The organism is Sphingomonas telluris, from assembly GCF_022568775.1.
GTDB classification, from domain to species: Bacteria; Pseudomonadota; Alphaproteobacteria; order Sphingomonadales; family Sphingomonadaceae; genus Sphingomicrobium; species Sphingomicrobium telluris.
Window position 1 is genome coordinate 150,435 of record NZ_JAKZHW010000002.1, and the last position, 23,835, is coordinate 174,269.

The following is a 23,835-nucleotide window of genomic DNA, read 5'->3' on the forward strand; positions in this document are numbered from 1 at the left end:
CGGCCCGCCCCTCCCGCGATCGGGAGGGGAAGAACTAGGCATCTTCGAGCCCGGCGAGCCGTTCGGCCTCATCCTCGGCCACGAGGGCGTCAAGAAGGCCTCCGAGTGCCTCCCCCTCTAGGATTTCCGGTAGCTTGTGCAGCGTCAGGTTGATTCGGTGATCCGTCACCCGCCCCTGCGGGTAGTTGTACGTGCGGATGCGCTCCGACCGGTCGCCCGAGCCCACCATTGACTTGCGAGCGCCCGCGCGCTCGTTTGCCAGCCGCTCCCGCTCCATCTCGAACAGGCGTGTACGAAGCACCTTGAGAGCCTTGGCCTTATTCTTGTGCTGCGACTTTTCGTCCTGCTGGATGACGACCAGGCCGGTGGGTAGGTGGGTGATACGGACGGCGCTGTCCGTCGTGTTCACCGACTGGCCGCCCGGCCCGGATGAGCGATAAACGTCGATCCTGAGATCCTTGTCGTCGATCTGGACATCGACGTCCTCCGCCTCCGGAAGCACCGCGACGGTCGCCGCTGAAGTGTGGATGCGCCCGCCACTTTCCGTGGCCGGAACGCGCTGCACGCGGTGGACGCCGCTTTCGAACTTGAGCTTTGCGAACACGCCCGCGCCGCTGATCGAGGCGATCGCTTCCTTGTAGCCGCCCACGTCAGAGGCCGACGCCGAGATCAGCTCGAAACGCCAGCCCTGCAGTTCTGAAAAGCGCTGGTACATGCGGAGCAGGTCGCCCGCGAAAAGAGCCGCCTCGTCACCTCCGGTCCCGGCGCGAACCTCTAGCATCGCCGCGCGCTCGTCGGCGGCGTCGCGAGGAAGCAGCTGAACCGCCAGAGCGCGCTCGGCGTCCGGCAGCTTGTGGCGGATTTCCTCTGCCTCAAGCGCCGCCATTTCCTTCAGCTCGGCTTCGGCCGTGGGGTCGGCGACCATGCCGTTCAGCACTTCCAGCTCGGCGCGCAGGCGTCGCACTTCGCGCGCTGCAGCGGCCACGGGCTCGATCTGCGCATATTCCTTGGACAGGCGCACGAAATCGTCCGGCGCGAGATTGCCGGCCGCCATCGCGTCGGCGAGTTCCTGCTTCTTCGCCTCGATTGAGGCGATTCGTTCCGACGAGATCTGCGTCACTTGCGCAGCAATCCAAAAACCGTGTCGATCATGACTGCGCGCTGCACTCCGGTCTCAAGCTCTTTCACCTGCACCATGTCCTTGGCGAGTTCCTCATCGCCGAAGATCACTGCATATTTTGCGCCGGCTTCGCTCGCCTTGCTCATGCGCTTCTTCATGTTCCCGCGGAAGGCCATGTCCGTCGACACGCCAATCGAGCGCAGTTCAGCCAGGATCGAAATGGCCCGCTTCTCAGCCGCCTCGCCGACCGGGACGAGCACGGCGAACGGCCGCTCCGGCTCCGGCTTGTCGATCATCATTCCGAGGCGCTCGATGCCGGCCGCCCAACCGACTGCGGGCGTGTGCGGGCCACCGAGCGCCTCGATCAGACCGTCATAGCGGCCGCCCGCAAGCACCGTGCCTTGGGCGCCGAGCCGGTCCGTCACGAACTCGAACGCAGTGTGCCGGTAATAGTCGAGGCCGCGCACCAGCCTCGGGTTGCGGGTCCACTTGACGCCGGCCGCATCGAGGCCCTCGGTCACCTGAGCAAAGAACTCCGACGCCTCGGGCGTCAGGAATTCGTCGATCGCGGGGGCGGCGTCCGCGATCGGCCGCTCCTGCGGGTTCTTGGTATCCAGGATGCGAAGCGGATTCTTCTCCAGGCGAACGAGACTGTCCTCCGACAGCGATTCGCGATGCGCCTGGAAGTGCTCGACCAGAGCATTGCGCCAGGCGTCGCGCGTCTCCGCATCCCCCAGCGTGTTGAGCTGAAGCGTCACACCCTCGGCGATCCCGAGCTCCTTCAAGAGCTGGTCGCCGAGCGACAGCAGTTCAACATCGGCAATCGCATCGGCCGAACCGATCACTTCGGCGTCGAGCTGGTGGAACTGCCGGAACCGTCCTTTCTGCGGCCGCTCGTAGCGGAAGGCCGGACCGTAGGTGGCGAGCTTGAGCGGAGCGAGCTGCTGCCATCCTTCGCTGAGATAGGCGCGGCAGATGCCCGCCGTGAACTCGGGGCGCAGCGTGATTGATTCTCCGCCGCGATCTTCGAACGTGTACATCTCCTTCGAGACGACATCGGTCGTTTCGCCGATCGAGCGGGCGAAGACCTCGGTATGCTCGATCACCGGGACTTCGACGCGCTTGAAGCCGAACAGGCGTCGCACGCGATTGAAGGCGGCGATCACCGCGTGGAAGCGGTCGACCTCTTCTCCGATCAGGCTCTGGGTCCCGCGAACGGGCTGCGGCGTCATCATGCGGGGCGCATGGCAAAATCCGCACGCAAAGGGAAGGAAGCGGCGGAACTCTCCTTCTGGACATGGCGCCGGTCGCGTTGCAATCCGCGACCCGCCGCCGTTCAGGAGATTCGTGTATGCGCGCCGTCGCGCTCGTTTGCTTCGCCCTTGCCTCTGCCGCCTCCGCTCAGACAATCCCATCGCTCAACAGCCAGCCGCCAGCGCCGACCGACAAGACGGCGCCCATCCCGGCGGCGCGCGACGTACCGTTTCCGGGAACGCTGCAGCTGACGGTCGATGCAACGGACGTAACGCGGGGCATCTTCCGCATTCGCGAGCGCGTACCGGTCACGGCCGCAGGCGATCTCGTCCTTCTCTATCCAAAATGGATCCCGGGCGGTCACACGCCCCGCGGCGACATTGCGAAGGTCGCCGGCTTCAAGTTCAGCGCGAACGGCCAGCCGCTCGAATGGAAGCGCGACACGATCGATGTGGCGGCCTTTCACGTCAACGTTCCGGCTGGCGTTACTGTCGTCGACGTCGAGTTCCAGTACCTCACGCCGACTGCGGCCAATCAGGGCCGCATCGTAGCGACGCCGGACCTCGCCAGCATTCAGTGGATTTCAAACTCGCTCTATCCGGCGGGCTATTACGTCCGGCAGATCCCGGTGCAGGCGAGCGTCATTGTTCCGACCGGCTGGAAGGTCGCAACCGCGCTTCGGCCGAGCGCCCAGTTGGGCAACCGCATCGACTATCCGGTGACGAACTATGAAATCCTGCTCGACTCCCCGTTGATTGCTGGCGCGCACTACCGGCAGATTCCGCTGAGCGACGACGTCTTTCTTGACGTTGTCGCCGATACGGAAGCCGAGCTCGCGGCAAAGCCGGAGCAGATCGCCGCTCACAAGCGCCTCGTCGAACAGGCGATCAAGCTATTCGGCGCCGAGCATTACGACCATTACAACTTCCTGCTCACCATCTCCGATTATCTCGGAGGCATCGGCCTTGAGCATCACCGCAGCTCGGAAGACGGCGTCAATCGCGGCTATTTCACGGACTGGGAGAACAAGCTCGGCGACCGCGACCTGCTGCCGCACGAATATGTGCACAGCTGGAACGGCAAGTATCGCCGCGGCGCGGACCTGTGGACGCCCGACTATCGCACGCCCATGCAGGACTCACTGCTGTGGGTGTACGAGGGACAGACGCAGTTCTGGGGCTATGTCCTCGCTGCACGCTCCGGCATGCTGTCGAAGGAGGATACCCTCGGCGCGCTGGCGTCGACGGCGGCCTATTACGGCTATGTGACGCCCGGCCGGTCCTGGCGGCCGCTGGTGGACACGACCAACGACCCGATCATCTCCAGCCGGGCACCGCAGGCCTGGCGCAGCTGGCAGCGAGCGGAGGACTATTACAGCGAGGGCCTGCTCGTCTGGACCGACGTCGACCGGATCCTGCGGCAGCAGTCGGGTGGCAAGAAGAGCATCGACGACTTCGCTCGCGCCTTCTTCGGCATGCGCAATCGCGACTATGGCGAGCTGACCTACACCTTCGAAGATGTCGTGCGGACGCTGAACGCGGTCCAGCCCTACGGCTGGGACGGCTACCTGCAGAAGCGCGTCCTCGACGTGGCCGCCCAGCCGCCGCTCGAGGGCCTCACGATGGGCGGCTACAAGCTGATCTTCGCCGACGAACCCACTGCCTGGATCAAGTCCGCGCAGAAGGATGGCAAGAACAACGACCTCAGCTACTCAGGCGGCTTCGTCGTCGGCAACGACGGCAAGATCGCCTCCGTCGTGTGGGACAGCGCGGCCTTCAACGCCGGCATGACAGTCGGCTCGGAGCTTCTCGCCGTGAACGGCCGCAAGTTCGATGGCGACGGACTCACGGCAGCGATCAAAGCGGCGAAGACTTCGAAGCAGCCGGTGAAGCTGCTGCTGAAGAGCGGCGAGGTCTACCGGACCGTCGACCTCGATTGGCACGGCGGTCTCCGTTACCCGCGCCTTGAAAAGATCGGGAAGGCTCCTCGCACGCTCGACGCTTTGCTGGCGCCGCGAAAGTAAGAGGTCAGGCGGTCGCCTTGCGGCCCTCGATGTCCGGCTCGGCGGCTGCGGCCTCGGGCGACAGCGTCTTGTAGACGATCCCGCCGAGCACTCCGCCGACGATCGGCGCGAGCCAGAAGATCCAGAGCTGCTGAAGCGCGAGTCCGCCGACGACGATCGCAGGACCGGTGCTGCGCGCTGGGTTCACGGACGTGTTCGTCACCGGGATCGAGATCAGGTGGATGAGCGTGAGACCGAGGCCGATGGCGATCGGAGCGAAGCCGGCCGGTGCACGGCTATGTGTCGAGCCCATGATGATCATCAGGAACATGGCAGTCATGACGATCTCCGTCACAACGCCCGCGCCCATCGAATAGCCGCCTGGCGAGAGATCTCCGACGCCGTTCACCGCGAGCCCGTTGGGCGTTAGCGCATATCCCGGCTGTCCGCTCGCGATGAAATAGAGGACGTAAGCAGCGACGATCGCCCCGACGACCTGCGCAGCGATGTAGGTCGGAATTTCCCGCGCAGGGAAGCGCCCGCCCGCCCAAAGCCCGACCGTCACGGCGGGATTAAGGTGGCAGCCCGATACGTGCCCGATGGAATAAGCCATGGTGAGGACGGTCAGTCCGAACGCCAGAGCCACCCCTAGAAGACCGATGCCGACGTCCGGGAAGGCGGCACTCAGGACCGCGCTGCCGCAACCTCCAAGGACCAGCCAGAATGTTCCGATGAACTCCGCGAGCGCCTTCTTGCCCATCACTGCCTCCACTCAAGGAACGTGATTGATTGCGGCAGCAACTTTTGACTCGCTATCCGAGGAAACCCGGACGGAAACCGTCAGGCGGTAAGCTTCAGGGCAGCGATGGCGGCGACGACGGCGAAGATCAGGAGCACTCGGATCGTGCTCGAGGGCTCCTGGAACCACAGGATCCCGACGATCACGGTGCCGACCGCGCCGATGCCGCCCCAGACGGCATAGGCCGTGCCCATCGGGATGTTGCGTGAGGCGAGCTCCAGCAGCCCCATGCTGATGGCAACCGAGACAAGAAATGCGAGGGTCCAGGGAAGATTGCGGAACCCGTCGACGAAACGGAGCGAGGTCGTGAACCCCACTTCGAACAAACCGCCGACGATCAGCCAGAACCAGGCCATGGACATCCTTTCACTGGACGAGCGCCATTCGAGCAGTAACTCTGTGCGCAATGGCTGAGCGGCGCACTATCGGCAACATCGTCGCTCCGTGGCGCTTCCTGCTATTCCTCCTGATCCTCGGCGCAGCGACGCCTCTCGCCGTCGGACGCCTTCACAACAATGCGCTCGGTCTCATGGCAGGCTTCGATGTCGCGGCGGTCGTTTTCCTGCTGGTGTGCGCTCCGCTGATCCGATCGCGAGATCCGGATCTCGTAAGCGAGCACGCGCGCCAAAACGACGCGAACCGGCCCGGACTGCTTCTCCTGACCGGCATTGTGATGATCGTGCTCCTGGCCGCGATTGCCGCGGAGACGATGGAGCAGAGGCCCGAGCCGCTGACCAAGTCGCTCGTGGTCTCCACCCTCTTCCTGGCATGGCTGTTCAGCAATCTCGTCTACGCTTTCCACTACACGCACTTGGCGTATCGCGGCGGAAAGACGCCAAAGTGCACCGGCCTCGATTTCCCTGGCACTCCGGATCCGGTCTATTGGGACTTCGTCTATTTCGCCTTCACGATTGGAATGACGTTCCAGACGTCGGACGTGACGATCAGCGATTCCGAAATTCGGCGGTTCGTCACGCTGCACTCATTCGGCGCGTTCGTCTTCAACATCGGAGTGCTGGCGTTCACGATCAACGTGATCGGATCGGGCTAAGTTGCCACTTCCACTTCGCCCGGCTGCTTCGACTTACCCCGGGCCGCGACGATGCACCCCCCGACGATCAGCACTGCGCCCGCCACAGTGTAGAGCGACACGCGTTCGCTAAAGACGATCCAGCCGAGCGCGGCCGCCCACAGGAAGGCGCTATATTCGGTCACCGCGAGGTAGCTCGCTTCCGCCCGTGCGTATGCCCAGGCAAACAGCAGGCCTCCGGTCGTCGACATTGCGGCCGCCACCCAGATCCAGATCCACCACTTGCCGGCGGGCCATAGCGGCATCCCGGCGAACGGGATCAGCGACAGCCACAGGATGGTGATCGTCAACGACTGGAAGAAGGTGATTTCCAGTGGCTTCGCGGCGAGCGCCTGGTGCCGCATCATCACAATATTGCAGGCGTAGCAGAGCGCGGAGCCGATGATCGCCAGGCTGCCAAGCAGCACTTCGGGCCCAAGCTCCGCTCGGGCCTGGCCCAGCACGATGACGATCACTCCTCCGAACGCTGCCAGCGAACCGAGGATCGAACGGCTTCCGATCCGCTCGTGCAGAAATGCGGCGGCGAGCATCAGGGCGATCAGCGGCGCGATAAATGTCAGGGCGATCGCCTGCGCCAGCGGGACCCGTCCGATGCCCCAAAAGAAGAGCCCGGCCATGATGGTCACGATGACGCCTCGTGCGACGTGGATCTTCATGACCGATCGGCTCGGCCGCGGAAGGCGTCTCGGCAAGTAGAGAGCGCCCGACATGATCAGGGTCACGACCGCGCGCCAGAGGCTGACCGCATAGATGCCGATCGCGAGGACCAGCGCCTTCATCACGGCATCCATGATCGACAGGATGCCCACCGCAGCCAGCGCTGCCGCAAAGGCCTGGATCGGATGTTGGACGACGCGGTTCACACTGCCGCTTTAGCGCGGCAATGGCCGATTGCTACTTCAGCACCATCGTATCGCCGACCATCTGCACTTCGCCCATGCGCGACAGATACGACTGGCCCAGAAGCGACAATTGGGACCCTTCGAGGATGACCCCGCCGACATCGTCCACGGTCTTGCCGTCGACATCGACCTGCCGGATCGTGATGAGCTTCCCGCGTACGGGACCCGATGCTCCTTCGCCGACATATTGGAACTCGCCGGGATCGAACTGGATGCCCACACGGCGCGCGTCTTCGGTGGTCAGCGCGACCTTGGTCGCGCCGGTGTCGACGACAAAGCGCACCAGCTCGCCGTTCACTTTCGCATGGACGTAGAAATGCCCGTTGCTCTCGCGTTCTAGCACTGTGTCGTGCGGCGCTTCGGAGCTGAATGCCTGCTTCGCAGGAGCAGGAGCGGACGGGGCAGGAGCGCGCTTTCCGGATGGAATCGCAAGGCCGATCCCGACGCCGGCGGCGATGACGAAGAACAACGCCTTGTACATGCGCTGGGAGTAACCCGAACTGGTCAGCAATTGATTAAGAGGCGCTACTCCGCGGCGTTGAGGGTCGGAGCCGTCAGGGATGCTTCGATCTCGGCGGCCTTGGCCTCGACCAGCTTCACGATGTGCTCGACCATGTCGGCATCCTGCACGTGATGGTCGGTGACACCCGACAAATAGACCATGTGCTTGCCCTGGCCACCGCCCGTAATGCCGATGTCGGTCTCGCGTGCCTCGCCCGGACCGTTCACGACGCAGCCCAGCACAGACAGCGACATAGGGGTACGAATATGCTGCAGCCGCTCTTCGAGCGCCTGCACCGTGCGGATGACGTCGAAGCCCTGCCTTGCGCAACTCGGGCAGGAGACGACGCGCACGCCGCGGTTGCGGATGCCGAGCGCCTTCAGGATCTCGTAGCCGACGCGCACCTCTTCCTCCGGCTCCGCGGAGAGCGAGACGCGGATGGTGTCCCCGATTCCTGCCCAGAGCAGCGAACCGATGCCGATGGAAGATTTCACTGTCCCACCGATGAGGCCACCCGCCTCGGTGATGCCCAGGTGCAGCGGGCAGTCTACGGCCTCGGCCAGCGCCTGATAGGCCGCGACAGCGAGGAAGACGTCGGAGGCTTTGACGGCGACCTTGTACTCATGGAAATCGTGATCCTCGAGGATCCGGATGTGATCGAGAGCGCTCTCGACCAGCGCCTCGGGGCAGGGCTCCCCATATTTTTCGAGCAAGTCCTTCTCCAGGCTGCCCGCGTTCACGCCAATCCGGATCGCGCAGCCGTTGGCCCGAGCGGCTGCGATGACCTCCTTCACGCGCTCTTCGGAGCCGATGTTCCCGGGATTGATGCGCAGACAGGCCGCACCCGCATCAGCGGCTTCGAGGGCGCGCTTGTAGTGAAAGTGGATGTCCGCGACGATTGGCACGTTCGCCGCGCGAACAATTTCCCTCAGCGCAGCGGTGCTGTCCTGGTCGGGGCAGGACACGCGGATGATGTCCACGCCAGCCTCTTCGCAGCGCCGGATCTGGTTGATCGTCGCGCATGCATCGGCGGTCGGCGTGTTGGTCATCGTCTGTACGGTCACGGGGGCATCACCGCCCACCGGGACGGAGCCAACCATGATCTGGCGCGACTTGCGCCGTTCGATCGTACGCCAGGGGCGAATTGCGGACATGCGCCGACATATAAGGGCGCCCGCCGTCAGGGCCAAGCGAGGCGCTCGCGACGATTCGCGTTGAATAATCGATGATGGTAAACGCGTTAACGGATTCACGGGGGCGCCGATGAACCTTCTCGCCCGAAGGTCTGAGTGGACTCGTCCCGAAAAGGACCGTGCCGCCGCGACTCCCTTCGCCGGCGGTTCCCAGCATTACTTCGCCTTCATCAGCTACAGTCACCGCGACGCGCCGGTCGCCGACTGGCTCCAGGAAGAGCTGGAAGGCTTCAAGGTGCCGATGCAGCTCGTCGGCAGGATAACCAAGCACGGATCGATCCCGCGCCGGCTGACCCCCGTCTTTCGCGACCTCGAAGAGTTGCCCGCTTCCGACGATCTCGGCACGGAAATCCACGAGGCAATCTCCACATCGCGCTTCCTGATCGTCCTCTGCTCCCCGGAATCTGCGAAATCGCGGTGGACGAACGCGGAGATTGAGGCGTTCAAGCTGGCCCACCCCGAGGGGTTCATGCTTGCCGCAATCGTCGCCGGCGAGCCGTTCGCAAGCGATGACCCGGAACACGAGGCCGAGGAGTGCCTGCCGCGAGCCCTACGCTTCAAATACGATCGGCGGGGCCGCATCACCGACAAACGCGCCGAGCCTCTGGCTGCCGACCTGCGCGGGTCGGCAGACAATCGGCGGCTCGGTTTCCTGAAGCTCGTCGCCGGAATGCTGGACGTCGGCCTGGACGATCTCGTGCGCCGCGACGCCGTGCGCCGGCAGCGGAGGCTCGCACTGCTCGCCGCAGCCTCGCTTGCCGGGATGATCGTGACCAGCGGCCTTGCGATAACCGCCATCGAGGCCCGCGATGCCGCCCGCGACCAGCGCCGAGAGGCGGAAGGCCTGATCAGCTTCATGCTCGGCGACCTGCAGCAGAAGCTCCAGCCAATCGGGCGCCTCGACGCGCTCGATGGCGTCGGTGCTCGGGTGCTCGACTATTACAAGAAGCAGGACAAGGCGGACCTCAGCGATTCCGCCCTCAAGCAGCGCTCACAGGCTTTGGCGCTGATGGGCGCGGTTGCCAATTCACGCGGCAATCTCGACGCGTCGATGCGGCTCTACCAAGAGGCTCTAGCCGGCACGGCGGAGGCGATCCGTCGCAATCCGCAAGACCCGGAGCGCTACTACGAACACGCCCAGAACGTCTTCTATACCGCCGACATCGCACTTCGGCGCGGCGATGCGAAAGGCGCTCTAGCGGCTCTGCAAGAATACAAGTCGCTGGCCGACAAGATGGTCGCTCTCGCGCCAGACAGCATGAAGTATCGGATGGAGGCGCAGAACGCGACGGTGAACTTGGGCACCACGATGTACACGCAGCGGCGCTTCCCGGAGGCAGCCGCACAGTTCGAGCAAGCGCTTCGCTCCATGGACGCCTTCGCCACGGCCGATCCGCAGAACGAGGAATATCAGAAGTCGCTCGTCGAGACTCTCGCCTGGTCCGCGGATGCGCATTTCGCGGGCGGGCAGCTCGACGTGGCAACTCCGGAGCGCGAGCGGCACGTCGCCTTGCTCGAACGATTGCTGAAACGGAGCCGTGGCGACGTCTATTACGGCGAGAAGCTCATCACCGCCCACCGAGCACTTGCCGGTCTTTACGCGTACCGGGGACGCCTGGATGTAGCGACCGCACAGGCGCGCGAAGCCGCAGCGCATGCGGATCAGCTGCTCGCGGTAGAGGGCAACAACAGCAAATGGCTGGAATATTCGGCGCAGGCCCGGTTCGTGCTCGCGCAATACCTTCTCGCATCGGCCAAGCGCGCCGAAGCGGCATCTGAAATCGACACGGGTTGCGCGGTGGCGAAATCGCTCATCGCGCGCGACCCCAAGGTGTCGGATTGGCGAATCCTTCGCCGCAGCTGCCTGATCGCGAAAGCCAATTTGGATTTAGCGTCCGGCTCGGCCACGGGCGCACTCGCGAACGCCAACCAGGCGCTGGAAATCGCCAGATCGACAAGGAGCACCGATCCGGTCGACGACGGTTACGCCATCGCGAAGGCCAGCCGGATCGCCGGCGATGCCCAGCGCGCGCTGGGCAATAGGGCTGCGGCCACGCAGCTATGGACACAGGCGCTTGCGGCAGTGCCGCGGACGGCTGCCGAGCGGCCCATGGAAATGAGCGAGCACGCGCTGATCCTGAAGCGGCTGGGCCGTTCGGCGGAAAGCGCTCAGCTCGCCGGCAAGCTTTCAGCGATGGGCTATCGCGAACCAGAATTCAGAATCGGGTGAGGGGGACCAAGGAGGACGCATCCATGACACAGGATGAAACACTCACGGCAGCACATCAGCGGTCCGCCGAGGAGGAGGACAAGCTCGACGGAGACAACGCCGTCAATGTCACGCTGACGGCGACTCTCAACGGGAGCGTCATTACTATCACCGGATCGGGCGGGGCGACGCTTCCGAAAGATTCGGGGGCAACGCAGTTCAATTTCACGCTCATCGATAATACCGGCTTCAACGTGAAGTTCGCGAGTCTCGACGCGGCCGACAATTCGACAGCCTGCCCGCCGCCATCGGGTGAGAATTCGCAGCAGATCACGGGCGTGAACATCCACAACAACCAGACGCCGAAGATGGCCGGGTTCACCGACAACAACAGCAATAACGCGGCCAACGGACCGATGAGCGTGACCTATGCTTGGAACTTCACTTGCAACCCGGGCGCAACGGTGAACCAATACGACCCGGTCATCACGAACGGCGGCAAAACCTGAGGGGATTGCGATAAACGCACCTGAGTTCAGCGTCGGTACCGGTCGGCGGGTGCGCGAGTGCCCGCCGTCAGTACCTTTCGTTCTTGCCGTCGGGATTACCGGGCATCGCAAGGACGCTCTGCCGGACGAGTCCGTATCTCGGCTGAGCGAGCGTCTTCGTGCCACGCTCGAAGAGATTAGGAGCGGTGCGGAGGCCGTTCAGGTAGCCAGCGGTATATTCTTCACCCCCTCCGCCGTCCGTCTGATCTTCGTTTCGCCCCTCGCCGATGGCGCGGACCAGATCGCCGCCGAGATCGCCCTCGACCTGGGCTACGAGCTTCATGCGATCCTGCCCTTCGCTCGCAACCGCTATCGGCTGGACCTCACCGACGACGACGCCCGCCGCCGGCTCGACGATCTCCTGAAGCAATCCTCGTGCGTGTTGGAACTGCCGGGCAGCAGCGCCCAGGACCTCGACGCCTACGTCATGGCCGGCCGTGCGACCGTTGCGCATGGCGACGTCCTGATCGCGGTTTGGGACGGCCTTCCCGCACGAGGTCGGGGCGGTACGGGCGATATCGTCAGCTTCGCCTTCGAACGCGCCACGCCTATCATCCACGTGCCCGTCAACGCAGATGAGCCGACGAAACTGCGGTGGAGCGCCTTCGAGCCGGCCGTCGTGACACGCCTCGACGATGCAGCAACGTCCCGCGAGTTCGATAGCGAGCAGCTTCGCGGGTTACTCGGCGCCCTCCTTGCTCCCCCGCCGGACCCGCAGGAGCAGGAATTCATTCGCCTCTTCCAGCGCGAGTGCCGCAGACGGCTTCGCCCTCGAATAGAATATCCGCTAATGCTGGCGGCGACCGGCGTGTCGCGCCTGCGCCGGCACCACTGGCGAGGCGACATCGCGGAAGAGTTCACCCGCAAGGAATGGCAGGGCTTCTGTGAAGCCTGCGACCGCGCTGAGGCGGTTTCAACGCCCAACGGCAATCTGCAAGCTTGGTATACCTGGGCCGACAGCCTCGCGAGCCATTACGCCCAATCCTATCGCAGCGGGCACGTGTTCAACTTCGTGCTTGCCGCCACCGCAGTCCTGCTTGCCCTCGCCACGCTGGTGGCGCCGGACTGGAAGAAGCTACTGGCCTTCGCCGAGTTCGGCGCAGTTCTCCTGATCCTCGCCAACACATGGACCGGCAACAAATACCAGTGGCACAGGCGCTGGCTCGACTATCGCCAACTCGCCGAACGGCTGCGGCCAATGCGCAGCCTCAAAATTGTGGGTGTGTCGTCGCCGGACCCTCCTGGGACCGCCGCGAATCCGGTGGCCCGGCGGTGGGTCGAATGGTACGCGTGCGCGGTCTGGCGCGCTGCGGGATGCCCGAACGGCACCATCGCCCCGGCGGGCGTTCACCGGCTCGCGGAGACCATCGCCGACCACGAGCTTGCCCCACAAACGGCATACCACCGGACGAGCGCCCACCAGGCGGAGCGGCTCGACGGAAGGCTGGAAGCCGTCGGTTATGCCCTGTTCGGCCTGGCGCTCCTGGGCTGTGTGGTCCTCATTACCGGCTTCTGGCTCGCGCCTGAGTGGGTCAAGTACAACAGCAATCTCTTCACGATCCTGTCGGCCGGGCTTCCCGCGATCGGCACGGCCGTGATCGGCATCCGCGTCCAGGGCGACTATGTCGGCGGGGCCGTGCGCTCCGAACATACGGCTCGAGTGCTCGAGCAGATTGCCGGGAAGCTCCGCAATGAAGGCGGCGACCTGAACCGCGCAGGCGACCTTGTGGAGCAGGCCGCCCGGGCCATGCTTTCGGACCTCGACGAGTGGCGGCTGCTCAACCAGCAGCACGATTTGTCGGTAGGCTAGTTCTTCGCCTTCACGAAGGCTGCGACGGACGCCACCAGCTCGCGATCGACCGACAGCGACGGGCTCGCATAGGCTTCGAGGTTGGTCGCGCGGTCATCGCCCACGACGCCGGTATCGCCTCGCCGCAAACCATTCGGCCACCTCAACCTTCCTTCTTCGGACGTCCCCGCTTCACGGGGGTAGGCGGCTCCAGCTTCACGCCGCGGGCCTTCAGCGCCTCGCGGAGGAGGCATTCCACCTGGCTATTCACGCTCCGCAAGTCGGCGGCGGCGCAGCGCTCGACCGCGGACCAAAGGTCCGGGTCCACGCGTAGCGGATAGGCTTTGCGCTCGCCGCCGGGCACGACTTCAGGCCTAAGTGTAGAGGGTGCCGGTGTTGACGACGGGCTGAGTGTCGCGCTCCCCGCAGAGGACCACCATCAGGTTCGACACCATCGCCGCACGACGCTCGTCGTCGAGATGGACGACATTTTTCTCCGACAAGGCATCCAGCGCCATCTCGACCATGCCGACGGCGCCGTCGACGAGGGTCCGGCGCGCCGCGACGACGGCCTGCGCCTGTTGCCGGCGGAGCATCGCACCGGCGATCTCGGTCGCATAGGCGAGGTGCGTGAAGCCGCACTCGTCAATGGTGATGCCGGCGACCGCGAGACGCGCGATCAGCTCCTTGCGAAGCTCCACTCCGACCTCGTCGTGATTGCCGCGGAGAGTGATCTCCTTGTGCTCGAAGTCGTCATAGGGATAGCGCGAGCCGACGGTGCGGATCGCGGCCTCCACCTGGACTTTCACAAACTCCTTGTAGTCGTCGACGTCGAACAGGGCCTGCGCCGTGTCCACCACGCGCCAGACGATCTGGGCAGCGATCTCAATGGGATTGCCGCGAAGGTCGTTCACCTTGATGCGGTCGGAAATGAAATTGACCGCGCGGACCGACACCTTCTTGCGGGCCATCCACGGCCATACCCACCGCAGACCGGTGCTGCGATCGGTGCCGCGGTAGTCGCCGAACAGGGTGATCGCTGCGGCCTGGTTCGGCTGCAGCATGAAGAAGCCGCTGAGGATCAGAACGGCTAGCAATGACGCCCCCAACGTCGTCCATAGAAAGAGCCCCTCGCCGTGCGTCCGGATCAGCCCCAGAAACCCGAAACCGCCCATCACGATGCAGAGCAAGAGAAGGAACAGCATCAAATAGCCGCTCGTCGTTCCGGCCGACCGCTCGGTGCTGGCCTTTAGTGCAATCACATCCCCTGTAGACACGAATGCCTCCTTCGATAATCTGATATCATCATTATATCGCAGCCGTAGCGGAGTCAATCAGCTCGCTTTCAGGGTCCCGGCTCTGCTAGGCGCGCAGCCGATGCCCCGTCCTCAATGGAAACTCGTAATTCATGGCGGCGCCGGCGCGATGCGGCCTGCCCATGGCGACTCCGACCATGAGCAGCGCGCCCGCCAGGGTTTGCGCGATGCGCTCGATGCGGGTGCTGCAGTTCTCGCCGACGGAGGGAAGTCGGTAGACGCCGTCGAGGCCGCCGTGCGCGTCCTCGAGGACGATGCCTGCTTCAACGCGGGTCGAGGTTCGACGCTGAATGCGGAAGGGCTCGTCGAGCTCGATGCGGCGATCATGGACGGCAGCAACCGCCGGGCCGGAGCCGTCGCCGGGCTGAAGACGACGCGCGCGCCGATCAGTCTCGCGCGCATCCTGATGGAGCGAGGACCGCACGTCTTCCTGTCCTATGAAGGCGCGGACCGCATGGCTCACGAGGCCGGGCTGGAGCAGGTCGACAACAGCTGGTTCGTAACCGGCGAGCGCCGCCGCCAACTCGACGAGCTGATGGCGAAGGGCGGTTTCGATGCGGACGTGAAGTACGGCACGGTCGGAGCGGTCGCCGTCGATACGTCGGGCCATATCGCCGCAGCGACTTCGACCGGCGGGCTGACTGCCAAGCAGTGGGGCCGCATCGGCGATTCTCCGCTGATTGGCGCGGGCACCTATGCCGACGATCGCTCGGCGGCCGTTTCCGCGACAGGCTCAGGCGAGTATTTCATCCGCGCGGTCGCCGCACACCAACTCGCCGAGCGCATGCGGCTGGCGGGTGAGTCGCTTCAGGAGGCGCTCGACGGCGTTCTTGAGGACATTCGCGAGCTCGGCGGGCTTGGCGGCATGATCGCGGTCGCGCCGACCGGCGAGGCGGCCTGGGGCTTTACCACTCGGGCGATGTACCGCGGCATCGCCGATGCGGAGACGCGGAACGTCGCGATCTACGCCGAGGAGGACGAGCGGTAGGGCAGCGACTTCCGCAGCCACTCCACCTCGCTGTCGATCGCCTCTCGCTCCTCGTCGAGGAACCGTGCCACCGCACGCCGGAAACCCGGATCGACAATGAAGTGCGCCGACTTGGTGATGACCGGCTCGTAGCCGCGCGCAAGCTTGTGCTCGCCCTGGGCGCCGGCCTGGACGTACTTTAGCCCGTTGGCGATCGCCCATTCGATGGCTTGGTAATAGCAGAGCTCGAAGTGAAGGAACTGCACCTCCCCAACCGCACCCCAGTAACGGCCATAGAGCGTGTCGGCACCGATCAGGTTGAGCGCTCCCGCAATCGGCTGCCCGTCGCGCAGGGCCAGGAACAGCAGCAGGCGGTCGCCCAAGCTCTCGCCGATCAGGTCGAAGAACCGGCGGGCCAGGTAGGGCCGGCCCCACTTCCGCGAGCCCGTGTCCTGATAGAAGTGCCACATCCACTCCCATTCGGCCGTGCCGATTTCGGATCCGCGTAGAGCGACGAAGTCGAGGTCCTTGCGGGCGGCAGCGCGTTCCTTGCGGATCGCCTTGCGCTTGCGGCTGGCGAGGGCGTCGAGGAAGTCGTCGAAGTCGCGGTAGCCGCGGTTTTCCCAATGGTACTGGATGCCGTGCCGCATCAGCCAGCCGCGCCGCTCGCACTCCGCGGCATCGGCGTCGCTCAGGAAGGTGATGTGAGCGGAGGACATCTCGTTCTGAGCCGCTACTGCCTCGGCTGCGGCAAGCAGAAACTGTGGCGAGCTTCCGAGCAGGCGCGGCCCCGGCACCGGTGTGAAGGGTACGGCGATCTGCAGCTTCGGATAGTAGCCGCCGCCAGCCCGCTCGAACGCATCGGCCCAGCCGTGGTCGAAAACATATTCGCCCTGGCTATGCGTCTTCAGATAGGCGGGTGCCGCGGCGATGAGATGGTCGGCATCATCCTCGACGAGGATCGCCGCAGGCGTCCAGCCGGTGCCCTTGCCGACGCTTCCCGATTCCTCGAGGGCCGACAGGAAGGCATGGCTGACAAATGGATCGTCGGCGGCGAGCCGGTCCCATGCCGGCCCGTTAAGCCCGCCTACGCCGGAGGCGAGCTTGGCAATGACTTCGGTTTCACGGTCGGCCATCGGCTTCCCAGATGAGGGCGTCGGCATGAACCTGCGCTTGCGCCCGGTCTTCGGGGGTTCGGATCGTCCAGCTGTAGACGGGCATGCGCTCACGGAGGCGAGCGACCCAGGGCTTGGCAAGCGCGGTGCGCTCGACCGCCACGAAATCGGGATCGGCGAGTGAGACGGCGATCCGCCGCCGCAGTGCGGGCAAACGATCGCGAATGACGAGACCCCTCCGGATGTCGGGCATGTTGGTCTTGAGCAGCCGCGAGATACGCGGGTCGAAGCTCATTACTCCAAAGGGGCCACGGTAGTCCGCGAGGCCCGTCTTCAACGCGGGCATCCAGCGCCAAATGTCGCCGTCGACCTTGACCTCCAGCAGCAGCGGCACCTCGCCGTTCACCAGTGCGAGCAGGCTCTCGAGCGTCGGGATCGGCCCTTCACCGACCTTCAAGCGCGTCAGCTCCGCGTGCGTGGATCGCCCGATGACGAGCGGGCTCGAGCACATCCGCCACGCATCACGGTCGTGGAACACGAGCACCTGATTGTCGGCGGTCAGCCGCAGGTCGCATTCAATCCCCGCACCGAGTTCGAGCGCTGCGGCGAAAGATATTAGGCTATTCTCTGGAAAGCCGGAGCCATAGTGGAGGCCCCGGTGTGCGAACCCCTTGGGTCCGGGATCGAGCGAGTCAGTCCCTGACCGCGACGATCGCATCCACTTCGACGGCAACGCCGAGCGGCAGGACGGTAACGCCGACCGCGCTGCGTGCATGACGACCCGCCTCGCCGAACACTTCCTGCATCAGCTCGGAAGCGCCGTTCGCGACCTTGGGCTGGTCCGTAAAGGACGGATCACTGTTCACGAATACGCCCAGCTTCACGATACGCTCGACACGGTCGAGCGAGCCGAGCGCGGCCTTCATCTGGGCGAGCAGCATGATCCCGCAGCGGCGCGCGGCAGCGATGCCGCGTTCCAGGTTCATGTCCTCGCCGAGACGGCCGAGAATGAGGTTGCCATCCTCGTTGAAGCTGATCTGTCCGGAGATGTGCAGGAGCCCGCCCTGTTCGACCGCCGGAACGTAGGACGCGACGGGGGCTGCAGGCTGCGGAAGGGTGATGCCGAGTTCTTCGAGGCGCTGGTCGATGCTCATGGATCGGGCCTCAACACCCGCGAGCGCTCCGGGTCAAGACTCGCGGTTCACCGCGAAGCCGGCCCAGCTCTGGTTCACCGGCATCAGCTCGATCGTATTGATGTTGAGATGCGGCGGCAGGTTCGCGAGCCAACAGAAGAGATCGGCATGATCCTCGGCGGTCATCGGGTTCATGTTCGCGTACAGTGCGTCCGAGGCGGCCTGGTTGCCACCTGTCCGCACCACAGTGAACTCTGTCTCTGCCATCCCTGGCTCGACCGACGTCACGCGGACGCCCGTACCCGCCAGGTCGCAGCGCAGGTCGAGCGAAAACTGGCGCACGAACGCCTTGGTGCCGGCGTAGACCGCACCGCCCTTGTACGGATAGTTCGCGGCGACCGAGGACAGGTTGATGATCTGGCCCTTCCGCTCGATGAGCTTGGGCAGGAGCGCGCGGGTCAGCGCCACGAGGCCGACGACATTGGTATCGATGACCTCCTGAAGCCGCGCCCAGTCGGTTTCGGGCAGCGATGAGGTCGGGGGCGCTCCGCCCGCATTGTTGAGAAGCAGGTCGATCTCGCTCCACGGCGCCGACAGCTTGGCGAGGCTCTCGACAGCTTCGAGGTCGCGCATATCGATCTCGAGCGGAAGGAGAGCATCGTCGAGTTCTTCCTGCAGCTCGCGCAGGCGCTCGGCCCGTCGGCCGGTGCCGACCACGCGCCATCCCTCTTTCGCGAAGCGGCGGGCCGCGGCCCTGCCGAAACCCGACGTCGCGCCGGTGATCAGGATGGTCTTGGTCATGGCTTCTCCGAGAATCGGTCGAGGATCCAGTCGCACGCCTCCGGCCAGTCGTCGATGCGGGCATGCGCATGCTCGGCAGCGGGAACGGCCGGCGCGACGCGAGGCTCCGCGATCATGTGCAGGCGCCAGACCTTTGGGGCGTGCTTCGCGACCGAAGCATGGTGGATCGGCAGATCGTCGACGAAGGTCGTGCTCGACGGCTTGCGCTCGCGGACGAGCTTCCGGACCGGAACGCCTTTCCCGCCCGAGTTACAGATGACGTCATGACGTATGCCGTGGCTGGCAAGCTGGTCGACGCGCCAGGGATGCGCCTCGTTGCCGAGGTTGGTGAGGATCACGATGTCCGCGACCTCGCCGATCCGGCCTAGCGCTTCCACGGCGCCCGGAACTAGGGTCTGGCGATGCATCTCGCCCCGGAAGAAGGCGTCGAGCAGGATCCACGTCTGGTCGAGCGCGAGCACCTCGCCCGTGTCGAGTTTGACCATCGCGTCCGAAAAGCGGCCGGTGGTGTAGTCGAAGCGCACGTTATGCTCCGCCTCCAGCCATTCGGCGAAGTGGCTGACCATGTGCAGCAGCACTTCGTCGCAGTCGGTGATCAGCAGCGGACGCTTCAAGCTTCGAGTTCCTCTCGTGCCGCGACCAGCTCTTGCGGCTTGACCCCGATCGCCTCGGCGACGTTGAGCAGGTCGGGTTCATGCCCTTCGAGGAAACGGAGCAGGGCGGCAAGCAGATCGGGGTCGCTGGCGCGCTCCCGCAACTCGTCTGTGCCGATACCGGACAGGTCGAGGAACCGCTGGGCCCGCCGTTCGTCGGTGAACGTGGCGGCCAAAGCGGACAGGGCGAGCGCCTCGGCGTCATTTGTCGAGCGGGGCAGCATGCCTTAGATCGTTCGGAATGGAATTTCGGGGGTGGATTGCTTGGCCAAGATCCTGATTGTCGAGGACAACGCCCTCAACATCAAGCTGTTCTGCGACCTGCTTGCCGCCCACGGCCATGAGCCGGAGGCGGTGACGGACAGCCGGCTGGCGCTGGAGGCCGCGCAGAACTTCTCGCCCGACCTCGTCATCACCGACATCCAGCTTCCGCACGTGAGCGGGCTCGAGCTGATCCGCCTCATCCGGGCCGACGAGAAGCTGAAGGAAGTGCCGATCATGGCGGTGACCGCCTATGCGTCGGTCGGCGACGAAGAGCGCATCCGAGGCGCAGGAGCGGAATCCTACGTAACCAAGCCGATATCGGTGGCCCGCTTCGTCCAGGAAGTGGATTCGCTGCTAGCCCGCAAGGAGCCGGTCGGCGAGCACGCCTTGCACCCCTAAAGGTCGCAAAAGTCACGGAGAGCGGCGCTTTTGCCGTGACTTTAGCGGCGCGGAAAGCGGACATGCGAAAGAGCCGCCCGGCGATGATCGCATGGCGGCTCCATGTAGGACAGCCAGTAAGCTGACTGAGCGCGCGAGCGCCCAAGACCTTACTTGATCTTGGCTTCCTTGAACTCGACGTGCTTGCGCGCGACCGGGTCGTACTTGCGGAAGCTCATCTTCTCGGTCTGGTTCCGAGGGTTCTTCTTGGTCACATAGAAGAAGCCCGTGTCGGCCGTGCTGACGAGCTTGATCTTGACGGTTGTCGGCTTGGCCATCGCGCCTTGTCCTGATTCTCGAAAAACAAAGAGAGAGCGGCGCACAGCAGCGGCCGCTCGATCGGGGGCGCAAATGGCCGCGTGGCCACAATTTGTCAAGCAGACACGGGCTTGTAACAGGTCATTAACCCTGACCGGCGAAACTCCGTTCAATGACACGCCCGCTCGATCAGGTCCGCAAGCAGCTCGGTGACCGCATCGCCGACCTCAACAAGCGCGCGGCGCGGCTGTCACCCCTCGACATACATGAGCAGATGGACGCCATCCGCGAAGTGGCTGCCGTGAACGGCCTGGCGGCTCTCGAGAGCCTTGCGCATCGCTCATCGCAGCTCGCGCTGCTTCCGGGTCACCGCATCGCTTTGCAATGCTGCCTCGAGCATATGGACGAGGCACTCGACGGCAACGGGACGACGGACACGAACGCCATCCTCGCCGCCCTCGCCATCCGCCTTCACTAAAGTTTCGGCACCGCAACGCCCTTGAGGCATTGTGATGCCCGATGCGTGCATTCTCCCAGCTGCTGGACGATTTGGTCTACACGCGATCGCGTAACACCAAGCTCAAGCTGATCGGCGATTACCTGAAGGAAACGCCGGATCCGGATCGAGGCATCGCCCTAGCTGCGCTCACGGGCACGCTCGACATCCCTCATGTGAAGCCGGCCGCCATCCGTGGCCTCGTCGAGGAGCGGATCGACCCGGTGCTGTTCCGGATGAGCCGCGACTATGTCGGCGATTCGGCGGAGACGATCTCGCTGCTGTGGGACGATGCGGCCGACGGCGAGCCCGAGCTGGACGATGCCACGGTCAGCATCAGCCAGGCGGTCGAGCATCTTCGGACTGCCAGCAAGATGGAGGCGCCGAAAGTGCTAGCCGACATGCTCGACCATCTCGACGCGTCGGGGCGGTTCGCGCTGCTGAAGGTCGCAATGGGTGCGCTTCGCGTCGGCATCTCCGCGCGACTGGCGAAGCAGGCGCTGGCGGACGCGTTCGGGATCGACGTCGAGGCGGTCGAGGAGGTCTGGCACGGCCTGCGGCCGCCGTATCTCGAGTTGTTCGATTGGGCGGAGGGCCGCTCCCCGCAGCCAACGCCAAGCGACGTGCCGGTCTTCCGGCCCTTCATGCTCGCCCATCCGCTCGAGGAGACGAAGGTCTCGCTCGACGATTATGCGGCGGAGTGGAAGTGGGACGGTATCCGCGTCCAGATCGTCCGGACGGCGGGGCAGACGCGGCTCTATAGCCGCACTGGCGACGACATCAGCGGCAGCTTTCCGGAGATCGCCGACGCTTTCACGAGCGACGGCGTGCTCGACGGCGAGCTGCTGGTGCGTGGCTCCGACCAGGGCGTCGAGGATCTGCACGGCGGCGCCGCGGCGAGCTTCAATGCGCTTCAGCAGCGGCTCGGCCGCAAGAACGTCAGCCAGAAGATGCTCGGTCAGTATCCGGCCTTCGTGCGGCTTTACGACATCCTGTTCGACGGCCCGGACGACCGCCGCGAACTGCCGTGGAGCGAGCGCCGGACGCATCTGGAATCCTTCGTCCCGAGGCTCGACCCGGAGCGCTTCGACATCTCGCAACTGATTGAGGCTGCAACCTTCGAGGAGCTGGAAGAGCTTCGCGCCGGCGCCCGAGACGCAGCGATCGAAGGCATCATGCTGAAGCGCCGCGACAGCCCCTATGTCGCCGGGCGGCGCGCCGGCCTCTGGTACAAATGGAAGCGCGATCCGCTGACCGCCGATTGCGTCCTGATGTACGCGCAGCGCGGGTCCGGGAAGCGGTCCAGCTATTACAGTGACTACACCTTCGGCTGCTGGACCCAGACCGGCGAGCTGCTGCCGGTCGGCAAGGCCTATTTCGGCTTCACCGACGAGGAGCTGCGCTGGATCGACCGATGGGTGCGCAACCACACGGTCCAGCGCTTCGGCCCGGTGCGCGAGGTCGAGAAGAGCCTGGTGCTGGAAGTCGCGTTCGACTCGATCCACAAGAGCACGCGCCACAAGTCCGGCCTCGCCATGCGTTTCCCCCGCATCAGCCGCATCCGCACCGACAAGCCGGCGCATGAGGCGGATCGCATCGAAACCCTGCTCGCAATGGTCACTTGAAGGCGGCGCAACTGCCGTTACGGTGCCGCGCAACAGGGGAGAGTTTCATGATGAAACTGTTGACCGCGGTGGCGGCCCTCGTCGCCACGACCACCGCCAGTGCCGAAACCTATGCCATCCAGGCCGGTCGCTTGATCGTCGATGCAGCGCAGCCCGCAAAAGGCGCTTCGACCGTCATCGTCGAGAACGGACGCATCGCGCGCATCGAGGACGGCTTCACGGCTCCTACCGGTGCGGCGGTCATCGACGAACGCAACCGGACCGTGATGCCGGGCATGACCGACGTCCACGTCCACCTGACCCAGACGTCCGGAACCCCGTGGTACGCTTACTTCACGCAGAAATATTCGGTGCCCTACGCGACGACGCTGGGGCTGACCCACGCGCTGGAGATGGCGCGCGGCGGCTTCACGACCGTGCGCGACCTCGGTGGGGACGCGAGTGCGGTCGTCGCCGTTCGCAACGCGGTCGCCGAGGGCCGCTTCCCGGGCCCGCGGATCAAGGTTTCGGGCGACCCGCTATCGATCATCGGCGGCCATGCCGATGCCGCCACCGGCCTTCCGCCAGAGCTCGCGGAGGCCGTCGAGGCTGCGCACCTGAGCCCCGCGGTCTGCACCGGCGTCGAACAATGTCAGGAGGCAGTCCGCCGTCTTGCCGCAAAGGGCGTCGACGTCATCAAGATCATGGCGACCGGCGGCGTGCTCGACCCGGGCGCGATGGGCCTGGAGCAGCATTTCAGCGATGCCGAGATGAAAGGCATCGTCGACGCGGCTCACGCGATGCACCTGAAAGTCGCGGCGCACGCACACGGGGCAAGAGGCATCCTAGCCGCCACCAACGCCGGCGTGGACTCGATCGAGCACGGCACCTTCCTCGATACTGCCGGAGCACAGGCGATGAAGGCGCACGGCACTTACTATTCCGCGACTTTGATGGCGTTCAGCGGCGTCCAGTCGCTGATGGGCAGCGGCAAGCTTCCGCCGGAATCCGAGGCCAAGGCGCGCCAGACGTTCGACGTCTGGGGCAAGGGCCTGAACCTTGCCTATCGCACCGGCGTGAAGATCGCGCTCGGAACCGACAGCGCAGTGGCTCCGCATAATCAGGCGAACAAGGAAGTGGAATTGATGGTCAGCAAGGGCGGAATGAGCCCGCGCGATGCGCTGATCGCGGCGACCAAGGGCGGGCCGGACCTGCTCGGCATCTCCAACGAAACCGGAACGCTCGATCCCGGCAAGTCCGCCGACTTAATCGCAGTCGACGGAGACCCGTTGGTCGATCCGACGGCGGTGACGCGAGTCGGCTATGTCATGGTCCGAGGCACGCCCATCCCGATGAGGGACTGACCGCCGCGCGCGCTCTCA

General features: G+C 64.9%; 27 protein-coding genes. 10 read left to right on the top strand and 17 right to left on the bottom strand.

What is annotated here, in order from left to right:
* Nucleotides 1-34: 34 nt before the first annotated feature.
* Complete coding sequence (gene prfA / locus LZ016_RS11685) at nucleotides 35-1,120, bottom strand: peptide chain release factor 1 (protein ID WP_241447647.1); 1,086 nt, start codon at nucleotides 1,118-1,120, stop codon at nucleotides 35-37.
* Nucleotides 1,117-2,355: a histidine--tRNA ligase gene (gene hisS, locus LZ016_RS11690; RefSeq protein WP_241447648.1), complete on the bottom strand. Its 1,239-nt coding sequence runs from the start codon at nucleotides 2,353-2,355 to the stop codon at nucleotides 1,117-1,119. Before hisS ends, prfA begins: the two co-directional genes overlap by 4 nt.
* A gap of 116 nt (nucleotides 2,356-2,471) precedes the next feature.
* Between hisS and LZ016_RS11695 the strand changes: the two genes are divergently transcribed.
* Nucleotides 2,472-4,397 carry a M61 family metallopeptidase gene (locus LZ016_RS11695; RefSeq protein WP_241447649.1) on the top strand — a complete coding sequence of 642 codons (1,926 nt, stop codon included), beginning with the start codon at nucleotides 2,472-2,474 and terminating at the stop codon, nucleotides 4,395-4,397.
* A gap of 4 nt (nucleotides 4,398-4,401) precedes the next feature.
* Here LZ016_RS11695 and aqpZ read toward each other — a convergent pair whose 3' ends face one another.
* Nucleotides 4,402-5,136 carry an aquaporin Z gene (aqpZ, locus tag LZ016_RS11700; protein ID WP_241447650.1) on the bottom strand — a complete coding sequence of 245 codons (735 nt, stop codon included), beginning with the start codon at nucleotides 5,134-5,136 and terminating at the stop codon, nucleotides 4,402-4,404.
* 80 nt (nucleotides 5,137-5,216) lie between these two features.
* Nucleotides 5,217-5,531, bottom strand: coding sequence for a DMT family transporter (locus LZ016_RS11705; protein WP_241447651.1), 315 nt, complete (start codon nucleotides 5,529-5,531; stop codon nucleotides 5,217-5,219).
* A 50-nt stretch (nucleotides 5,532-5,581) separates the two neighbouring features.
* Here LZ016_RS11705 and LZ016_RS11710 point away from each other — a divergent pair, with 50 nt between their 5' ends.
* Entirely contained in the window at nucleotides 5,582-6,226 is a 645-nt protein-coding gene (locus LZ016_RS11710) for a DUF1345 domain-containing protein (protein WP_241447652.1), read from the top strand.
* Here LZ016_RS11710 and LZ016_RS11715 read toward each other — a convergent pair.
* Genes LZ016_RS11715 through ispG form a run of 3 tightly spaced genes read right to left on the bottom strand, consistent with a single transcriptional unit; the run spans nucleotide 6,223 to nucleotide 8,823 of the window.
* Nucleotides 6,223-7,128 (bottom strand): DMT family transporter, encoded by a 906-nt coding sequence (locus LZ016_RS11715; protein ID WP_241447653.1) that lies wholly within the window; start codon nucleotides 7,126-7,128, stop codon nucleotides 6,223-6,225. The genes LZ016_RS11710 and LZ016_RS11715 overlap by 4 nt on opposite strands.
* 31 nt (nucleotides 7,129-7,159) lie before the next feature.
* The gene (locus LZ016_RS11720; RefSeq protein WP_241447654.1) at nucleotides 7,160-7,678 is read right to left on the bottom strand and encodes a retropepsin-like aspartic protease family protein; all 519 of its coding nucleotides are present in this window, start codon (nucleotides 7,676-7,678) and stop codon (nucleotides 7,160-7,162) included.
* Nucleotides 7,679-7,692: 14 nt separating this feature from the next.
* Nucleotides 7,693-8,823: a flavodoxin-dependent (E)-4-hydroxy-3-methylbut-2-enyl-diphosphate synthase gene (gene ispG / locus LZ016_RS11725; RefSeq protein WP_241447655.1), complete on the bottom strand. Its 1,131-nt coding sequence runs from the start codon at nucleotides 8,821-8,823 to the stop codon at nucleotides 7,693-7,695.
* Between the two features lie 109 nt (nucleotides 8,824-8,932).
* Between ispG and LZ016_RS11730 the strand changes: the two genes are divergently transcribed.
* From LZ016_RS11730 to LZ016_RS11740, 3 genes are read left to right on the top strand one after another with little or no spacing between them, the layout of a single operon-like run.
* Nucleotides 8,933-11,092 carry a toll/interleukin-1 receptor domain-containing protein gene (locus LZ016_RS11730; RefSeq protein WP_241447656.1) on the top strand — a complete coding sequence of 720 codons (2,160 nt, stop codon included), beginning with the start codon at nucleotides 8,933-8,935 and terminating at the stop codon, nucleotides 11,090-11,092.
* Between the two features lie 23 nt (nucleotides 11,093-11,115).
* Entirely contained in the window at nucleotides 11,116-11,580 is a 465-nt protein-coding gene (locus tag LZ016_RS11735; protein WP_241447657.1) for a hypothetical protein, read from the top strand.
* Nucleotides 11,581-11,629: 49 nt separating this feature from the next.
* Entirely contained in the window at nucleotides 11,630-13,429 is a 1,800-nt protein-coding gene (locus tag LZ016_RS11740) for a hypothetical protein (RefSeq protein ID WP_241447658.1), read from the top strand.
* Here LZ016_RS11740 and LZ016_RS11745 read toward each other — a convergent pair.
* The 3 genes from LZ016_RS11745 to LZ016_RS11755 are packed head-to-tail and all read right to left on the bottom strand — an operon-like array spanning nucleotide 13,426 to nucleotide 14,685.
* Nucleotides 13,426-13,575 carry a hypothetical protein gene (locus LZ016_RS11745; protein ID WP_241447659.1) on the bottom strand — a complete coding sequence of 50 codons (150 nt, stop codon included), beginning with the start codon at nucleotides 13,573-13,575 and terminating at the stop codon, nucleotides 13,426-13,428. The two genes, LZ016_RS11740 and LZ016_RS11745, sit on opposite strands and share 4 nt — an antisense overlap.
* The gene (locus LZ016_RS11750; RefSeq protein ID WP_241447660.1) at nucleotides 13,572-13,772 is read right to left on the bottom strand and encodes a type II toxin-antitoxin system antitoxin; all 201 of its coding nucleotides are present in this window, start codon (nucleotides 13,770-13,772) and stop codon (nucleotides 13,572-13,574) included. The genes LZ016_RS11745 and LZ016_RS11750 overlap by 4 nt, the downstream gene beginning before the upstream one ends.
* 10 nt (nucleotides 13,773-13,782) lie before the next feature.
* Nucleotides 13,783-14,685, bottom strand: a complete 903-nt coding sequence (locus LZ016_RS11755; RefSeq protein WP_436286365.1) for an SPFH domain-containing protein — start codon at nucleotides 14,683-14,685, stop codon at nucleotides 13,783-13,785.
* 100 nt (nucleotides 14,686-14,785) lie between these two features.
* Here LZ016_RS11755 and LZ016_RS11760 point away from each other — a divergent pair, with 100 nt between their 5' ends.
* On the top strand, nucleotides 14,786-15,712 hold the full coding sequence (locus LZ016_RS11760; protein WP_241447661.1) for an isoaspartyl peptidase/L-asparaginase family protein: 927 nt from the start codon (nucleotides 14,786-14,788) through the stop codon (nucleotides 15,710-15,712).
* Here LZ016_RS11760 and LZ016_RS11765 read toward each other — a convergent pair.
* The 6 genes from LZ016_RS11765 to LZ016_RS11790 are packed head-to-tail and all read right to left on the bottom strand — an operon-like array spanning nucleotide 15,688 to nucleotide 19,617.
* The gene (locus LZ016_RS11765) at nucleotides 15,688-16,827 is read right to left on the bottom strand and encodes a GNAT family N-acetyltransferase (protein WP_241447662.1); all 1,140 of its coding nucleotides are present in this window, start codon (nucleotides 16,825-16,827) and stop codon (nucleotides 15,688-15,690) included. The two genes, LZ016_RS11760 and LZ016_RS11765, sit on opposite strands and share 25 nt — an antisense overlap.
* Nucleotides 16,814-17,581 (bottom strand): glycerophosphodiester phosphodiesterase family protein, encoded by a 768-nt coding sequence (locus tag LZ016_RS11770; RefSeq protein ID WP_241447663.1) that lies wholly within the window; start codon nucleotides 17,579-17,581, stop codon nucleotides 16,814-16,816. Before LZ016_RS11770 ends, LZ016_RS11765 begins: the two co-directional genes overlap by 14 nt.
* A complete protein-coding gene (locus tag LZ016_RS11775; protein WP_241447664.1) occupies nucleotides 17,499-17,960 on the bottom strand; it encodes a RidA family protein in 462 nt (153 codons plus the stop codon). The genes LZ016_RS11770 and LZ016_RS11775 overlap by 83 nt, the downstream gene beginning before the upstream one ends.
* Before the next feature lie 33 nt (nucleotides 17,961-17,993).
* Nucleotides 17,994-18,740 (bottom strand): SDR family NAD(P)-dependent oxidoreductase, encoded by a 747-nt coding sequence (locus tag LZ016_RS11780; protein ID WP_241447665.1) that lies wholly within the window; start codon nucleotides 18,738-18,740, stop codon nucleotides 17,994-17,996.
* Nucleotides 18,737-19,354 carry an HAD family hydrolase gene (locus LZ016_RS11785; RefSeq protein ID WP_241447666.1) on the bottom strand — a complete coding sequence of 206 codons (618 nt, stop codon included), beginning with the start codon at nucleotides 19,352-19,354 and terminating at the stop codon, nucleotides 18,737-18,739. Before LZ016_RS11785 ends, LZ016_RS11780 begins: the two co-directional genes overlap by 4 nt.
* Entirely contained in the window at nucleotides 19,351-19,617 is a 267-nt protein-coding gene (locus LZ016_RS11790; RefSeq protein ID WP_241447667.1) for a DUF3572 family protein, read from the bottom strand. Before LZ016_RS11790 ends, LZ016_RS11785 begins: the two co-directional genes overlap by 4 nt.
* A 49-nt stretch (nucleotides 19,618-19,666) precedes the next feature.
* Here LZ016_RS11790 and LZ016_RS11795 point away from each other — a divergent pair, with 49 nt between their 5' ends.
* Nucleotides 19,667-20,056, top strand: coding sequence for a response regulator (locus tag LZ016_RS11795; RefSeq protein WP_436286375.1), 390 nt, complete (start codon nucleotides 19,667-19,669; stop codon nucleotides 20,054-20,056).
* A 149-nt stretch (nucleotides 20,057-20,205) separates the two neighbouring features.
* Here LZ016_RS11795 and rpmG read toward each other — a convergent pair whose 3' ends face one another.
* Nucleotides 20,206-20,373: a 50S ribosomal protein L33 gene (gene rpmG, locus LZ016_RS11800; protein ID WP_187708539.1), complete on the bottom strand. Its 168-nt coding sequence runs from the start codon at nucleotides 20,371-20,373 to the stop codon at nucleotides 20,206-20,208.
* A gap of 152 nt (nucleotides 20,374-20,525) precedes the next feature.
* Here rpmG and LZ016_RS11805 point away from each other — a divergent pair, with 152 nt between their 5' ends.
* Genes LZ016_RS11805 through LZ016_RS11815 form a run of 3 tightly spaced genes read left to right on the top strand, consistent with a single transcriptional unit; the run spans nucleotide 20,526 to nucleotide 23,817 of the window.
* Nucleotides 20,526-20,831: a hypothetical protein gene (locus LZ016_RS11805; protein WP_241447669.1), complete on the top strand. Its 306-nt coding sequence runs from the start codon at nucleotides 20,526-20,528 to the stop codon at nucleotides 20,829-20,831.
* Nucleotides 20,832-20,872: 41 nt separating this feature from the next.
* Nucleotides 20,873-22,474 (top strand): cisplatin damage response ATP-dependent DNA ligase, encoded by a 1,602-nt coding sequence (locus tag LZ016_RS11810; RefSeq protein WP_241447670.1) that lies wholly within the window; start codon nucleotides 20,873-20,875, stop codon nucleotides 22,472-22,474.
* 47 nt (nucleotides 22,475-22,521) lie between these two features.
* Nucleotides 22,522-23,817 (top strand): metal-dependent hydrolase family protein, encoded by a 1,296-nt coding sequence (locus tag LZ016_RS11815; RefSeq protein WP_241447671.1) that lies wholly within the window; start codon nucleotides 22,522-22,524, stop codon nucleotides 23,815-23,817.
* Nucleotides 23,818-23,835 lie beyond the last annotated feature (18 nt).